Genomic DNA, 14,873 nt, shown 5'->3' on the forward strand with positions numbered 1-14,873 from the left:
AGGGCGCGCAAGGCCACAAGATCGCCGAAGGCCTGCGGCCTTATCGCAGCCTGCGGCAGCGGCTACAGGAACCGGTTCAGGCCGGCTTGCGGGCGATGATGACCTGGCTCTTGGCGACCACGGCGTCCAGCGCGTGCTTGATCTGCACCCCGCGCGGCGAGTTGAGGATGGTCTGCCAGGTGCTGGCCCATTGGTCGAGCAACGGGTGGTCGGGGTTGCTGAATTCGACCTTGGCTTCCCAGAACAGCAGCATCCACATCGACCAGTAGAAGCCGTACTGGCTATGGCTCAGCACCTCCAGCCCGGCGTCGCCGACCATCTGCTTGAACTGCTCTTCGCTGATGATGCGGATATGGTTGGGCTTCTGGAAATACTCCGGCGCGGCGATGTCCTTTTGCAGGTCCTCGGAGCTCGGGTGCGGCACGCTCAACAGGTACAGCGCGCCCGGCTGGCCGACCCGCACCAGCTCGCAGAGAAACTGCGCCGGATCGTCCACATGCTCGATGACCTCGGTGGACACCACCCGGCTGGCGGTACCGTCGGCAATCGGCAGCGGGTTGCAGTCGGTGACATGGCATTCCACGCCGCGGGCCGGCGTATCGCTCAGGCGCTGGCGCGTCGCCTCGACCTTGGCCGCGTCGATGTCGGCAATGATGATCTTCGCCCCGCGCATCGCGCAGTAATGCACGTTGCCGCCGTCACCACAGCCAACGTCCAGCAGGGTGTCCTCGGCCGTCACCGGAAAGCCGGTGAACAGCTCGCCGTTTTCCTGGTTGAACCAGCCGCTGAGCATGGCGTCCTGCAGGCCCAGCATGTACGGATCGACCTTGGCCGGCGGCGGTGCGTCGGGCGCTACGGCCGCAGGAGCGCTCGCCGTGAGTTTTTTCAGAAGGCTCAGCATGAAGTGACTCCAGTGGAAGGAACGGGAGAACGGGATGTGCCCAGGCGTTGCACCAGCTCGGCGCCCCGATTGCGCAGGGGCAACTCGATGACACGGTAGTTGAGTTCGCTCAGCAACAGCAGCAGGCCCAGGGCGCAGGCCAGCGCCAGCAGCGGCTGGTCGTTCAGCCCGGTCGTGCCCAGGGGCGCCAGGCGGAACCAGGCTTCGCGGACCAGCAGAAACACCGGGATATGGATCAGGTAGATCCCGTAGGAACGACTGCCGACCCAGGCCAGCAGGTTTTTCAGCGGGCCGCGGGGTAACAGGTAGTCGCGGTCGTAGGAAGCGATCCACACCAGCAGCGCGCAGAGCAGCGCCAGGGCGCCGACCCGATAAAAAGTCGCATGGAACCCATCGGTGGCCAGCCAGCCCATGCCCAGGCAGGAGAGGATCAGCAGCAACGGGCCGAGCCCGGGATGCCGCCCCAGCCACTCCGGCTCCCAGTGCCAGTAGCTGGATCGGGCTGTCCACAGCGCCAACAGCACGCCGAGGGCCATGGCGTCGGTGCGGATGAACATCAACAGCACCGAGCGCAAGCTCACCAGTTGCACGACCACCAGCGCCAGCAACACCCAGGCCAGGTACCTGCGACACAACAGCACCAGCAGCGGCAGCAACAGGTAGAACTGCTCCTCCAGCGACAGGCTCCAGTAGACGAAACTGGCGCCGTACTCGTAGTGGAAAAAACTGTCGGCGAAACGGAAATTGGCGAACTGCAACAGGCCGGCAACCGTCGCCCACAGGTTGGCGTGCAGACTACCGAAGGCCCCCGAACGATTGAGGAACAGGCTCGCCAGCAACATCAGCAGCAGCCACAACCAGGCCGAGGGCAGCAGGCGGAAGGCGCGGCGAATCCAGAAGTCGCGGGTCCGTTGCCAACACTGCGCGGCGCTGGTGCAGGCGCGCAGCTGCGGGATCAGGCTACGGGCGATGACAAAACCGGAGATGGCGAAAAACAGGTCCACGCCCCACCAGAACTGGCCGTAGGCGGCGACGCTGCCCAACCAGGCGAGCCCGCCTGGAAACAGATTGCCTTGCAGATGATGGAACACCACGCCCAGCACCGCGATGCCCCGCAGCAGCTCGATGTCCATGATCCGCTTGTCGTTCAAGACGGCTCAGCCACGGCGCCGGACAGCGGCTTGCGGGCAATGATGACCTGGCTTTTCGGCATGAAGCCATCGAGCACCTGCTTGATCGCCAGCCCGTCGGGTTGCGCCAGCAGCTCCTCCCAGGTCCGCGCCCAGCCTTCCATCAGCGCCGGGTACGGCGCCTGGATGCGGTCGCGCACGGCGCCCGGCGGCTCGCGTCCGGCGGCCCGTTCGCTGGCCCAGAAAAAGATCATGCCCATGACCCAGAAAAAGCCCGTGGCCTGCCGATGTTCGATGACCAGCCCGGCGTCCTCGATCATCTGGCCAAAGCCTTCGCGGGAAAACACCTGCACATGGTTCGGCGCGCGGTAGTAGCCGGGCGGCGCGATGCCCTTCTGCAAATGCTCGCCCACCGGGTCCGGAACGCTGATCAGGTACTGCGCGCCGGGACGGCCCATGCGCACCAGCTCGGCGAGGAACGGCTCGGGCTGTTCGATGTGCTCCAACACTTCCATGCACACCACTTTGCTCGCGCAGCCCTGGGCCAGCGGCAACGGCAGGCTGTTGCTGACCAGCCCCAGGGCGGGCACGTCCGATTGCTCGGCGACTTGCCGGGCCAGGTCGCTCACCTTGTCGAACTCGCTGTCGGTGAAAATCACCGAAGCGCCCTGGCGCATGGCGAACAGCGTCGCCACGCCTTCGCCGCAACCGACATCGAGCAGGGTGTCGTCGGCGCTGATGGCAAAGCCCTTGAGCAGCTCGCCGGTTGCGGAACGGAACCAGCCATCGAGCATGGCGTCGCGCAAGCCGCAATCGCGGGGAGAAACCGCAGGCCTGGGCGCTTCGGCCAGCAGCGGCGCAGGCAACGGCGCGCCCCTGCGCAAACGCCGCAGAAACGCCCGCATCACGCGGGAAGCCCGGGGGTCGCAGACGCCTTGCGCCGCTCCAGCACCTGCTGGAAGAACTCGCCCAGGCGCTGTTCGGCCGTGGCCTGGCTACAGAAGCGCCGCAGGCTTTCGACCGCATGGCTCGACATGCGCGCATAACGCTCGGGGTCCTGCAGGGCAACGTCGTAGCTGGCGCGATAGGCCGAGCACAATGAATCCCAATTGGTGATGTAGCGCAGGGTCCGGTAGGCGGCCCGCGGATCGTGGGGCCAGGCGGTCAACTCGTCGGTGGAGTCGACGATGAAGGTGTTGTCGGGGTCGATGTAGTCGGCCATTGCGGTGTTGCACGGCGCCACCGCCGGCTTGCCGCAGGACATGAACTCCATCAGCGGCAGGCACTGCCCTTCGCCGAACGAGGAATTGACCACATAGCGGGTGGCCTCCACCAGCCGCTCGTAGTCCGGGTCGGACAAAAAGCCGTGGATCAGCACGATCCGGCACTGGTAGGACTGGTTCTTGTAGAGGTGGTGCAGCATGTCGGCCAGCGCGTTGCCGATATCGTGGTGGGTCAGTTTCAGCACCAGGGTGGCGTCGGCACAGTCGCGAAAGGTGGTGCAGAACGCACTGATCATGTCCTGCCAGTTCTTGCGCCCGTCGTAGGGGTTGAACACCGAGGTGTAGACCACCCCGTCGAGCAGCAGCTGGCAGTCGCGGGCCGTGGCATCGAGCGCCAGCGGCATGCCTTCGTGCAGCATGCCAGGGCCGTAGGCACTCAGGTCCAGGGTCCGGCTGTCGAGCAGCAGCCCGTGCAGGTTGAGGGTCACCCGGGCCGCCCGTGGCTGCTTGCCCAGTTGCTCGCCACGGCGGGCGAAGCGATCCCAGACCGGGGCCGGGATCGCGCAGATCGGGTAGTCCTCGCCCATCACCTCGCGCACCGCTCGCACGGTAAAGCTGGAATGGGTGATCGCCGCGCCCGCGGTGCCCAGGACCAGCCGCCAGTCATGGCGCGGCTCGCCCTGCCAGCTTTCGGTGGGAATGGTGCTGAACTCCCAGGCGAACACCGGGATGGTCGGGCAAGCGTAATGGTTGGGCGTGCGATGGGGCGGCGAGAACGACAGGAAGATGCACGCCTCGCCGCGGCTCTGGCAGTCGAAATACAGGCGGTCCACCAGCTCGTCGGGGTTGCTGACCTCCAGCACCTGGCCCAGGCGTTCCAGTACCGGCCGGAACTCCTTGAGCACAAAGTAGTAGCTGTATTCGGGACGGCCCAGGTTCTGCTGAATGTTGCTCTTGTTGGTTTCCGAATGGATGAGGATCAGCATCAGGCGTTACCCGCCACGGCCAGGGAGGACGCGCCACCGGCCTCGGTCAGCGGGGTCAGGGCGAAGAACTCCCGCAGGCGCCCCTGGACGCTGGCGAAGCTGCTGTACTCCTGCATGCGCCGGGCCGCGGCCAGGGACATCGACTGGTACCCCGCGGGGTTTTCCTTGGCCATGCGGTAACTGTCCTGGTAAGCGGTTTTCAACGAGCCCCAATCCGGGCGGTGACGCAGGGTGCGAAACAGGATGCGCGAGTCCTGCGGCCAGATCGCCGGCTCCTGGCTGGACTTGACGATGAAGGCCACGTCCTCGTCGATGTAATCGAGCATGGCCGTGTGCAGCGGCGCGATCACCGGCTTGCCGCAGGCCATGAACTCCATCAGCGGCAGGCACAGGCCTTCGCACCGCGAGGCGTTGACGTAGAAACTGGCCGCGCCGTACAGCCTTGCGAATTGCTCGTCGTCCAGATAGCCGTGCATGGCCACCACCCGGCAGCTGAACGGTGACAGCTGCGACAGCAGGGTCAGCATTTCGACGTAATAGGTCGACAGGTCGTTCTGGGTCATCTTCAACACCAGGGTGGCGTCTTCGGTGTCGCGCATCGCCCAGCAGAACGCGGTAATCAGTTGATGCCAGTTCTTGCGGCCGTCGTCGGGGTTGAACACGCTGACATAGACCACGCCATCGACCTGGAACTCCACCTGCTGGTCGGTGGCCGGGAGGACGGCCTGGGGGTGTTCCGGCTCAGGCGCGGGTGCCGGCAGGACGACGGGCAGCGCTGCCGCGTGCTCCGGTCTCGATTTCGCCATCAGCGCCCGCAGGCGCGCGGGGACCCGGTCGCGCAACCCCTCGCGGTAGCATTCGCGAACATAGTGCTTGCTGATGAACAGCGGCCGGCGCCATTCGCCGCCGGCCAGCGCCCGATACCATTCGCGCAGATAGTGCTTGGCGATGAACAGCCGGCGCCTGGCGGTCAGTGGCGGGGCTTCGACGATTTCGGCCTCGACTTCGACTGGAGCAGGAGGCGGTGGCACCTCTTCCAGTACCGGCGCGATCAGGCCATCGGCGCAAAGCCCCAGCGTCCGGCTGTCGATGATGCAGCCCTTGATCTGCAGGGTGGTGCCGGCGTTGACCGGCACATTGGGGTATTGCCCGCGGACGCCATCGAAGCGCTCCCACAACGGGGTAGGCAGCACCAGCACCGGAAAATGCTCACCCAGCACCCGACGCACCGCACGGGCCGTATGGCTGGACAGGGTGATCACCCGGCCATGGCGGCCAAGGGTGCGGCTCCAGTCCTGGTGCGGGTCGTTATCCCAGTATTCGTGGGGGATCGAATCGAACTCCCAGGCCACCACGCACAGGGTCGGGCAGTCCAGGTCGACCGGGGTTTTCTGGGGTGGGGTGAACGAAAGAAACAGGCAGTCTTCGCCCTTGAGCCGCAGTTCGTGATACAGCCGGTCAACCTCGGCCGGCGTCTGTACCACATGCACGCGCCCAAGGCTTTCCAGCACCGGGCGGTAGGCCTTGAGCACGAAGTAATAGCTGTATTCCGGACGCCCGAGGCTCTGGCTGATGGAGCCGTCGTTAACATCCGAATAAAGAATGAAATTCATGGCATCTCACGATGAAGCCGCCGTCCTGGCACCTTCACACAATGACGGTAGAGCCATGGCGCCACGCCTGTGTTGTGGGCGTGCATCCATCGTTCTCATGCCCGTCTACGTTCTTGTTCTATTGGTCAGTTTCCAGCGGCTAAAGACAGCCGCTTCTGATCGTTTGGGTCGAGACGAAAGGCATTCTAAACACATCCATCGAATGTTCGGGAACCTACCGGAGAGATTTTTCCTATGCTCAAAAAGGAGAACTTACCGGTCACGATAGGACTTATTGAAATTGCCGCGCAATTGGCACAGATTGATTGCCAAATAACTACAACAATAACTTCGCGTGGCAGGCCATTCTCGATACTTTTCGGAAGTTCCTGAATTTTCCCGCATTTAAGCCCGGGATTTCGCGCAAGTTCGTGATGAGGGGACTGCCGCTTGAAGAAGCGTCTGTTTGTAACGGGCCTGAATGGATTCATGGGTCGTCACACCCAATCCCGCTTGAGCAGCATCGGCTCAGGCCGGAGGTCGCTGCCTGCCTCCTCCCATGGCCCGAGCGCCCAGCAAAACTTCCAGCGCCCGTTACCCCGGTCACCCGACTCGGCGATCCACCTGACTGGCCAGCGCAACAACATCCGCCCCCTGCTCGAGCCTCTGACCCCGCTTGCCCCGGCCTCCACCATCGCGCTCCAGCCCCCTGCCCGTCCATGGCGGACAGCATCGCGTTGCGTCCATGGTGGCCATGGCGAGCGGCTGAACAGCGGATGGGCGCCTGAAACACCTATACAACAATCCCTGCGGGCGATCCTGTCCGACTGGGAGTCACGGGTACTACAAGAATGACAAAAAGTGCACTGATCACAGGGATTACGGGGCAGGACGGCGCCTATCTGGCCAAGTTGCTGCTGGACAAGGGCTATCAGGTTCACGGACTGGTGGCGCGACGCAGCAGCGACTCGCGCTGGCGCTTGCGTGAGATGGGCATCGAGGGCGAGATCCGCTACCTGGATGGCGACATGGCCGACGCCTGCTCCGTGCAACGGGCGGTGATCAAGGCGGCGCCCGACGAACTCTACAACCTGGCGGCGCAAAGCTTTGTCGCCGCCTCCTGGGACCAGCCGGTGACCACCGGTATCGTCGACGGGCTGGGCGTGACACACCTGCTCGAGGCGATCCGCCAGTTCAGCCCGCACACCCGCTTTTACCAGGCCTCCACCAGCGAAATGTTCGGCCTGATCCAGGCCGAGCAGCAGGACGAAAATACCCCGTTCTACCCGCGCAGCCCCTACGGCGTGGCCAAGCTCTACGGGCACTGGATCACCGTGAACTACCGCGAGAGCTTCGGCCTGCATGCCAGCAGCGGCATCCTGTTCAACCACGAATCGCCCCTGCGTGGCATCGAGTTCGTGACCCGCAAGGTCACCGATGCCGCCGCCCGGATCAAGCAGGGCAAGCAGCAGGAGCTGCGCCTGGGCAACATCGACGCCAAGCGCGACTGGGGATTCGCCGGCGACTATGTCGAAGCCATGTGGCTGATGCTGCAACAGGGCAAGGCCGATGATTACGTGGTGGCCACCGGCGTCACCACCACCGTGCGCGAGATGTGCCAGATCGCCTTCGAACACGTCGGCCTGAACTACCGTGACTACGTGAAAATCGACCCGGCGTTCTTCCGCCCCGCGGAAGTCGACGTGCTGTTGGGCAACCCGGCCAAGGCCCAACGGGTGCTCGGCTGGAAACCCAAGACCCATCTGGAAACCCTGATCCGCATGATGATGGATGCGGACATGAAACGCGTCGCCAAGGAGTAAGGCATGCTGATTCCAGTGATTCTTTCCGGCGGTGCCGGGACCCGGTTGTGGCCGGTTTCGCGCGAAGGCCATCCCAAGCCCTTCATGCTCCTGCCCGACGGCCAGAGCCTGCTGGGCAAGACCTACCGCCGCGCCGCCGGGTTGCTGGCCGGTAGCGGCGATATCGTCACGGTGACCAACCGCGACCACTTCTTTCAAAGCAAGGATCACTTCCTGGCCGCCAGGCTGGATCGGCATCACGGGCATTTCATCCTCGAACCCTCGGGCCGCAACACCGCTCCGGCCATCGCCGCCGCGGCCCTGGCCCTGCAGGCTCGGCACGGCGACCAGGTGACCATGATGGTAATGCCGGCCGACCACCTGATCCGCAACGAAGAAGCCTTCAAAAGCGCGGTCGCCCACGCCGCGCAACTGGCTGAAACCGGGCACCTGGTCACCTTCGGCGTCACGCCGAACGCCCCGGAAACCGGCTTCGGTTATATCGAGTCAGGCGACGCCCTCGACGATAACGGTGCCGCCAGGGTGCTGCGTTTCGTGGAAAAACCCGACCTGAAGACTGCCCTGGGCTACCTGGAAAGCGGCCGGTTCCTGTGGAATTCGGGCCTGTTCTGTTTCACCGTCGCCACGCTGCTGGAGCAGCTGCAACAGCACGCCCCCGAGCTGCTGGAACAGGGCCGCGCCTGCCTGGCCGCGAGCACGCCGGTGGAGACCGGCAACATCATCCAGCATGAATTGTCCACGGAGCATTTCGCCAGGATGCCGGACATCTCCATCGACTATGCGCTGATGGAAGTCTCGGACCAGGTCGCGGTCGTGCCCGCCCGGTTCGACTGGAGCGACATCGGCTCCTGGGGCGCGATCAGCGCCCTGGTCGACGCCGATGCCCAGGACAACCGCGCCACCGGCGAAGCCCTGTTCATCGACAGCCACGGCAACTTCGTGCAGAGCGAAGGCCGGATGATTGCCACGGTGGGCGTCGACAACCTGATCGTGGTCGAGACCGCCGACGCCATTCTGGTGGCCCACGCCGACCGCGCCCAGGACGTGCGCCAGGTGGCCAGGCAGCTCAAGGATCGCAACCACGAATCCTATCGCCTGCACCGCACGGTCAGTCGCCCCTGGGGCAGCTACACCGTGCTGGAGGAAGGCCCGGGCTTCAAGATCAAGAAGATCGTGGTCAAGCCGGGCGCCACGCTGTCGCTGCAGATGCATCACCACCGCAGTGAGCATTGGGTGGTGGTCCAGGGCACGGCCATGGTCACCAACAACGGCGACGGCTCGCATCTGGTCAACAGCAACGAATCCACCTTCATCGCCGCCGGGCACAAGCACCGCTTGGCGAACCCGGGGGTGATCGACCTGGTCATCATCGAAGTGCAGAGCGGCGAATACTTGGGCGAGGACGACATCGTCCGTTTCGAAGACCAATACGGCAGGACAGCCTGATGCTGCTCAATCTGTACCGCTCGCTGCGCAGCTACCGGGGCTTCATCCTCGGCAGCGTGCAACGGGAGTTCCAGGCGCGTTATCGCAACTCGCTGTTCGGCGCCTTGTGGACCGTGCTCAACCCGCTGTCGATGATCGTCGTCTACACGGTGATCTTTTCCCAAGTGATGCGCGCCCGCCTGCCGGGGGTCGAGGACGGCCTGGCCTACAGCGTCTACCTCTGTGCCGGGCTGCTGACCTGGGGCCTGTTTTCCGAGCTGACCCTGCGTAGCCAGAGCATGTTCCTGGAAAACGCCAACCTGCTGAAGAAGATCAGCTTCCCGCGCATCTGCCTGCCGGTGATCGTGCTGCTCAACGCCGGCATCAACTTCGCGATCATCCTCGGCCTGTTCCTCGGCTTCCTGCTGATCACCGGGCGCCTGCCGGGCCTGGCGCTGCTGGCGCTGATCCCGCTGCTGCTGTTGCAAGTGCTGTTCTGCACCGGCCTGGGGATGATCCTCGGGGTGCTGAACGTATTCTTCCGCGATGTAGCGCAGTTCTTCGGCATCTTCCTGCAGTTCTGGTTCTGGCTGACCCCCATCGTCTACCCCATCAGCATCCTGCCCGAGTCGATCCAGCGCCTGCTGGCGCTCAACCCGCTGACCGCGCTGATGCACAGCTACCAGAACCTGTTCCTGTACGACCAGTGGCCGCAATGGAGTTCGCTGACCCCGATGCTGGTGATCAGCCTGCTGTTCTGTGGCATGGGGCTGCGGCTTTTCCGCCAGCGCGTCGGTGAAATGGTGGATGAGCTCTGATGGGACATATACGCGTCACCGGCCTGGGCAAGGCCTATAAGCAGTACCCGAACCGCTGGAGCCGGCTGTTCGAATGGATGATTCCGTTTTCCAGGCCGCGCCATCACCTGCACTGGGTGCTGCAGGGCGTCGACTTCGAGATCGAGCCGGGCCAGGCCGTGGGCATAGTCGGGGTCAACGGCGCCGGCAAAAGCACCTTGCTGAAAATGATCACCGGCACCACCCAGCCGACCTGCGGCGAGATCCACCTGCGGGGTCGGGTAGCGGCGTTGCTGGAGCTGGGCATGGGCTTTCACCCGGACTTCACCGGGCGCCAGAACGCGGTCATGGCCGGCCAGCTGCTGGGCATGCAGGTCGAGGAAATCCAGGCCCTGATGGCGGAAATCGAAGCCTTCGCCGAGATCGGCGAGGCCATCGATCATCCGGTACGCACCTATTCGAGCGGCATGCAGATGCGCCTGGCGTTCAGCGTGGCCACGGCCCGGCGCCCGGACATCCTGATCGTCGACGAAGCGCTGTCGGTGGGCGACGCCTACTTCCAGCACAAGAGTTTCGAGCGCATCCGCAGCTTCCGCCGCGCCGGCACCACCCTGCTGATCGTGTCCCACGACCGCTCGGCGATCCAGTCGATCTGCGACACCGCGATCCTGCTCGAGCAGGGCCGCGTAGCCATGCACGGCAAGCCGGAAGAGGTGATGGACTACTACAACGCCATGCTCGCCGAACGCGAAGGCCAGACGGTGCGCCAGGAAATGCTCGCCAACGGCCAGGTACGGACCATTTCCGGCACCGGCGAAGCCGCGATCCTCAGCGTGCACCTGCGCGACGAACGCGAGCGTTCGATCGAGATGGCCGAAGTCGGCCAGCCGGTGGTGCTGGAAGTACAGGTCGAGGTGCGCCAGGACATCGAACGGCTGGTGCTGGGCTTCATGATCAAGGACCGTCTCGGCCAGCCCATGTATGGCATCAACACCCATCGCCTGGACCAGGCCCTGACCGACTTGAGCGCCGGCGAAAAGGTCACCTTCCGCTTCGCCTTCACCATGGGCCTGGGCAAGGGCAACTACTCGGTGGCCCTGAGCCTGTCGCGGCTGGATTCGCACCTGGATCGCAACTTCGAATGGCGCGACTACGGCCTGGTCTTCCACGTCATCAATAACCGCCAGGAAGACTTTGTCGGCTGCTCCTGGTTGCAGGCGCGGACCAGTATCGAGCGCACCCTCCCGGGCTCCGTGGAGCCCGTCCAGCCAATCAGCCAGCAGGTGGAACCATGAGCCGCCTGTTGATCGAATGCACCTATGTGTTCGAACACCCCGAAACCAACTCAGGCATCCAGCGCGTGGTGCGCAACGTCATCCGCGAGTTGCCCGCGGCCAGCAGCGCGGTGGAATGCATTCCGGTGGCGATGCTCGGCGGCAAGCTGTATCGGGTTCTGAGCCTCAAGCCACTGCCGACCCGGCGCTGGGACCTGATGAGCCTGCGGGTACGCCTGGAGCAGATCGCTAACGTTTTCTGGCTGCGCCACCGGACTCTGGAACGCCGCAAACCCTTTGCCGATTCATACATCGCCCGGCGCTTGCTCTACATCGCGTGCCGCCTGACGGCCTTTGCCTTTCTCAGCATCCCCCTGCGCCTGTGCAACCGCTTGGTGAACGTGGAGGAAATTCCCCAGCGTTGTGTGCCGCTGCAACATCAACCGGGCGATCAACTGGTGCTGTTGGACTCGTCGTGGCACGCCGACTTTTTCCCCTTGGCCGAACAGCTCAAGCGTGACGGCGTGGGAATAGTTTCGGTGATCTACGACCTGATCCCCCTGACCCATCCGCAGTTCTGCGACGCCGGGCTGGTCCGGGTGTTCAACCACTGGTTCGACTGGATAGCCCGCACCGCCGACGGCTACGTGGCGATCTCCGCGACCATCCGCGATCAGGTGCACGCGGAAATGCTCCGCCGGGTTGGCCGCGAGCAGGTCGCGCAGCGCTGGTTCGACTATTTCCACCTGGGTTCGGAACTGGATCAGTGCAGCGAGAACTCGCGGATAGACCCGGACCTGACGCAGCTGTTCAAGCATCGGGCGCCGGTGTTCCTGATGGTCAGCACCATCGAACCACGCAAGAACCATGGTTTCCTGCTCGACGCCTTCGAGCGTGTCTGGGCCAGTGGCTCCCAGGCCCGCCTGTGCATCGCCGGGCGTATCGGCTGGAAATGCGAGGCGCTGATCGAACGGATTCGCCGGCACCCGGAGTTGAACCGGCGCCTGTTCATGTTCAATTCACTGGACGACAACAGCCTGGAGTACGCCTATTCCAAGGCGACGGCGCTGGTGTTCCCCTCCTATGTCGAAGGGTTCGGCCTGCCCCTGGTGGAAGCCATGCAGCGTGGCCTGCCCGCCATGGGCAGCGACATCCCGGTATTTCGCGAAATCGGCGGCGAGTTCATGGCCTATTTCGACCTGAACGATCCGCAGAGCCTGGCCGAGCTGGTCACCCAGCAGGAGCGCACAGGGGTGTTCCCCGCAGCCCGTGATGTGGATGAGTGGCGTTGGCTGACTTGGCGCGACGCCAGCAACCAGTTGATCGAACGCATTGTCCGCCAGCACCGGAACGCCCCTGCGGCCCTGGAGATGAACGATGCGTGTAGCCCTTAACGCGCGCATTCTCCAGGCGCCACGTACCGGCATCGGCCACTACGTCGCGGAGCTGGCCCCGGCCCTGGCTGGCGAACCGGGCCTCGAACTGGCGCTGTTCCATGGCTGGGGTTGGAGCAGTGAACTGCCGGCTGCCGCGATGCCCGGTTATTCCTGGCTCAGCCCCTGGCTGCGCCAGGTTCCCGGGGCCTACCAGGCGCGGCGCTGGCTGGAACAGCGGCGCTTCGACCAGGGCCGGCACGCCACCATCGACCTCTACCACGAACCCAGCCTGTGGCCGATGTCGTTCGAGGGGCCGACCGTGATGACCCTGCACGACCTGACCCATGTGCATTACCCGGCCACCCAGCCACCGGCACGGCTGAAGGAAATCGAGCGACGCCTGGGCGCGGGCATGGAGCAGGCGCGGGTGATCCTGACCGATTCGCAGTTCGTCGCCGATGAAGCCCAGGCCTACTTCGGCCTGCCGCGCGAGCGTTTTGTCGTGGCCCCGCTGGGGGCGGCTCCACGCTTTCATCCCCGGGCTCCGGCCGAGCTGGAGCCCTGCCTCGCGACCTACGGGCTGCAAGCCCACGGCTATCTGCTCTGCGTGGGCACCCTGGAACCGCGCAAGAACCTGTCCCTGGCTTTGCTGGCGCATGCCCGGCTGCCGGAAACCCTGCGCCAGCGTTATCCCTTGCTGATCGTCGGCATGGCGGGCTGGGAACAGGGGCAATTCAGCGAAACGCTGTACAGCGCCCTGGCCAGCGGCCATGTGCGCCTGCTGGGCTACCTGCCGGACGAACAGCTGGCACAGCTGGTCGCCGGGGCCAGGGCCCTGGTTTTTCCTTCGCGTTACGAGGGCTTTGGTCTTCCGGTCCTGGAAGCCATGGCCAGTGGTACGCCGGTGGTACTGACGCGATGTTCGGCGATGCCGGAAGTCGCGGGTGCGGCCGGCAACTATGTCGACCCCGACGATGTGGACGGCTTGCGCCACGCCCTGCTGCGCCTGATCGAAGACGACGGCCATTGGCAGGCGTGCCGCGAAGCGGGATTGGAACAGGCAAGACTTTTTTCCTGGGGGCGCTGCGCGCGGATCACCGCGCGTGCCTACCGTCAGGCCATGGGAGGCTGAATGCGGGTCTTACACTTCTACAAAACATACCTGCCTGACTCGGTCGGCGGCACTGAGCAGGTCATCTTCCAGCTCTGCGAAAGCGGTGCCCACTATGGCATCGACGGCCAGGTCCTGACGCTGAGCCCCACTCCCTCCTCCGGCGCACTGAAGGTGGGCCAGCATGAGGTGCATCAGGCGAAGCTGGATTTCCAGTTCGCCTCCACCGGCTTTTCCTACAGCGTGTTCAAGCAGTTTCGCGAAATGGCCGCCGAAGCCGACGTGGTCAACTATCACTTCCCCTGGCCGTTCATGGACCTGGTGCATTTCATGAGTGGCATGAACAAGCCCTGCGTGGCCACCTATCACTCCGACATCATCCGCCAGCGCCACCTGCTCAAGCTGTACCGGCCATTGATGAACCGCTTCCTGCACAGCGTCGACCGGATCGTCGCCGCGTCGCCGAACTACCTGCACACCAGCGATGTGCTGCAACAGTTCCCGGACAAGACCCGGGTCATCCCCTACGGCCTGAACAAGGCTGGTTATCCACAGCCCGACGCCGAACGCATGGCCCAGTGGCGCCAGCGCCTGGGCGAGCGTTTTTTCCTGTTCGTCGGGGTGATGCGTTACTACAAGGGCCTGCACATCCTGCTCGATGCCCTCAAGGACGTGGACTACCCGGTGGTGATCGTCGGCGCCGGCCCGCTGGAGGCCGAACTGCATGCCCAGGCCGCGGCGCTGGGCCTGCGCAACCTGCATTTCCTCGGCCGCCTGGGGGATGAAGACAAGGTGGCCCTGCTGCAACTGAGCTATGCCATCGTCTTCCCCTCGCACCTGCGCTCCGAGGCGTTCGGCATCTCGTTGCTCGAAGGCGCGATGTACGGCAAACCGATGATCTCCAGCGAGATCGGCACCGGCACCAGCTACATCAATATCCATGGCGAAACCGGCCTGGTGGTGCCGCCCAGCGATCCCCTGGCCTTCCGCGCCGCCATGCGCCAGCTCTGGGACAACCCGGAACAGGCCGCTCGGATGGGCCTCAAGGCCGAGGCCCGTTACCGGCAGCTGTTCACCGCCGACCAGATGGGCCAAAGGTGGAGCGAGCTGTACCAGGAGTTGCTGGAGGAAAAAGCCCTGTCCTACGCCTGATCCGTAGGAGCGAAGCTTGCTCGCGATGCAAACACCGTGTCGGGTCAGCCACGGCCCTATCGCGGGCAAGCCTCGCTCCTACG

At 64.4% G+C, this 14,873-nt stretch carries 12 protein-coding genes; 7 read left to right on the forward strand and 5 right to left on the reverse strand.

Features of this window, described 5'->3' with window-relative positions; translation table 11 throughout:
- Window positions 1-76: 76 nt before the first annotated feature.
- Genes CXQ81_RS01935 through CXQ81_RS01955 form a run of 5 tightly spaced genes read right to left on the reverse strand, consistent with a single transcriptional unit; the run spans window position 77 to window position 5,853 of the window.
- Complete coding sequence (locus tag CXQ81_RS01935) at window positions 77-901, reverse strand: class I SAM-dependent methyltransferase (protein WP_101336344.1); 825 nt, start codon at window positions 899-901, stop codon at window positions 77-79.
- Window positions 895-2,052 carry an acyltransferase gene (locus CXQ81_RS01940; protein ID WP_101336345.1) on the reverse strand — a complete coding sequence of 386 codons (1,158 nt, stop codon included), beginning with the start codon at window positions 2,050-2,052 and terminating at the stop codon, window positions 895-897. Before CXQ81_RS01940 ends, CXQ81_RS01935 begins: the two co-directional genes overlap by 7 nt.
- Window positions 2,049-2,936, reverse strand: a complete 888-nt coding sequence (locus CXQ81_RS01945; RefSeq protein ID WP_101336346.1) for a methyltransferase domain-containing protein — start codon at window positions 2,934-2,936, stop codon at window positions 2,049-2,051. The genes CXQ81_RS01940 and CXQ81_RS01945 overlap by 4 nt, the downstream gene beginning before the upstream one ends.
- Entirely contained in the window at window positions 2,936-4,240 is a 1,305-nt protein-coding gene (locus CXQ81_RS01950) for a glycosyltransferase (protein WP_101336347.1), read from the reverse strand. The genes CXQ81_RS01945 and CXQ81_RS01950 overlap by 1 nt, the downstream gene beginning before the upstream one ends.
- Window positions 4,240-5,853: a glycosyltransferase gene (locus CXQ81_RS01955; protein ID WP_101336348.1), complete on the reverse strand. Its 1,614-nt coding sequence runs from the start codon at window positions 5,851-5,853 to the stop codon at window positions 4,240-4,242. Before CXQ81_RS01955 ends, CXQ81_RS01950 begins: the two co-directional genes overlap by 1 nt.
- An 830-nt stretch (window positions 5,854-6,683) precedes the next feature.
- On the opposite strand from CXQ81_RS01955, the gene gmd reads away from it, so the two are divergent.
- The 7 genes from gmd to CXQ81_RS01995 are packed head-to-tail and all read left to right on the forward strand — an operon-like array spanning window position 6,684 to window position 14,790.
- Complete coding sequence (gmd, locus tag CXQ81_RS01965) at window positions 6,684-7,655, forward strand: GDP-mannose 4,6-dehydratase (protein WP_007924592.1); 972 nt, start codon at window positions 6,684-6,686, stop codon at window positions 7,653-7,655.
- Between the two features lie 3 nt (window positions 7,656-7,658).
- Window positions 7,659-9,101 (forward strand): mannose-1-phosphate guanylyltransferase/mannose-6-phosphate isomerase, encoded by a 1,443-nt coding sequence (locus CXQ81_RS01970; protein ID WP_101336350.1) that lies wholly within the window; start codon window positions 7,659-7,661, stop codon window positions 9,099-9,101.
- The gene (locus tag CXQ81_RS01975; RefSeq protein WP_007924587.1) at window positions 9,101-9,898 is read left to right on the forward strand and encodes an ABC transporter permease; all 798 of its coding nucleotides are present in this window, start codon (window positions 9,101-9,103) and stop codon (window positions 9,896-9,898) included. Before CXQ81_RS01970 ends, CXQ81_RS01975 begins: the two co-directional genes overlap by 1 nt.
- Complete coding sequence (locus CXQ81_RS01980) at window positions 9,898-11,172, forward strand: ABC transporter ATP-binding protein (protein WP_101336351.1); 1,275 nt, start codon at window positions 9,898-9,900, stop codon at window positions 11,170-11,172. Before CXQ81_RS01975 ends, CXQ81_RS01980 begins: the two co-directional genes overlap by 1 nt.
- Window positions 11,169-12,545 carry a glycosyltransferase family 1 protein gene (locus tag CXQ81_RS01985; RefSeq protein ID WP_101336352.1) on the forward strand — a complete coding sequence of 459 codons (1,377 nt, stop codon included), beginning with the start codon at window positions 11,169-11,171 and terminating at the stop codon, window positions 12,543-12,545. The genes CXQ81_RS01980 and CXQ81_RS01985 overlap by 4 nt, the downstream gene beginning before the upstream one ends.
- Window positions 12,529-13,659, forward strand: coding sequence for a glycosyltransferase family 1 protein (locus CXQ81_RS01990; protein WP_101339366.1), 1,131 nt, complete (start codon window positions 12,529-12,531; stop codon window positions 13,657-13,659). The genes CXQ81_RS01985 and CXQ81_RS01990 overlap by 17 nt, the downstream gene beginning before the upstream one ends.
- Complete coding sequence (locus CXQ81_RS01995) at window positions 13,660-14,790, forward strand: glycosyltransferase family 4 protein (RefSeq protein ID WP_101336353.1); 1,131 nt, start codon at window positions 13,660-13,662, stop codon at window positions 14,788-14,790.
- Window positions 14,791-14,873: the final 83 nt, after the last annotated feature.

Source organism: Pseudomonas sp. 09C 129 (assembly GCF_002843625.1).
GTDB classification, from domain to species: Bacteria; Pseudomonadota; Gammaproteobacteria; order Pseudomonadales; family Pseudomonadaceae; genus Aquipseudomonas; species Aquipseudomonas chlororaphis.

Coding starts and splice junctions, on each gene's coding strand:
- CXQ81_RS01970 (WP_101336350.1), top strand. CDS start 7,659: ATGCTGATTCCAGTGATTCTTTCCGGCGGTGCCGGGACCCGGTTGTGG.
- CXQ81_RS01935 (WP_101336344.1), bottom strand. CDS start 901: ATGCTGAGCCTTCTGAAAAAACTCACGGCGAGCGCTCCTGCGGCCGTA.
- CXQ81_RS01945 (WP_101336346.1), bottom strand. CDS start 2,936: ATGCGGGCGTTTCTGCGGCGTTTGCGCAGGGGCGCGCCGTTGCCTGCG.
- CXQ81_RS01950 (WP_101336347.1), bottom strand. CDS start 4,240: ATGCTGATCCTCATCCATTCGGAAACCAACAAGAGCAACATTCAGCAG.
- CXQ81_RS01975 (WP_007924587.1), top strand. CDS start 9,101: ATGCTGCTCAATCTGTACCGCTCGCTGCGCAGCTACCGGGGCTTCATC.
- CXQ81_RS01955 (WP_101336348.1), bottom strand. CDS start 5,853: ATGAATTTCATTCTTTATTCGGATGTTAACGACGGCTCCATCAGCCAG.
- gmd (WP_007924592.1), top strand. CDS start 6,684: ATGACAAAAAGTGCACTGATCACAGGGATTACGGGGCAGGACGGCGCC.
- CXQ81_RS01990 (WP_101339366.1), top strand. CDS start 12,529: ATGCGTGTAGCCCTTAACGCGCGCATTCTCCAGGCGCCACGTACCGGC.
- CXQ81_RS01980 (WP_101336351.1), top strand. CDS start 9,898: ATGGGACATATACGCGTCACCGGCCTGGGCAAGGCCTATAAGCAGTAC.
- CXQ81_RS01985 (WP_101336352.1), top strand. CDS start 11,169: ATGAGCCGCCTGTTGATCGAATGCACCTATGTGTTCGAACACCCCGAA.
- CXQ81_RS01995 (WP_101336353.1), top strand. CDS start 13,660: ATGCGGGTCTTACACTTCTACAAAACATACCTGCCTGACTCGGTCGGC.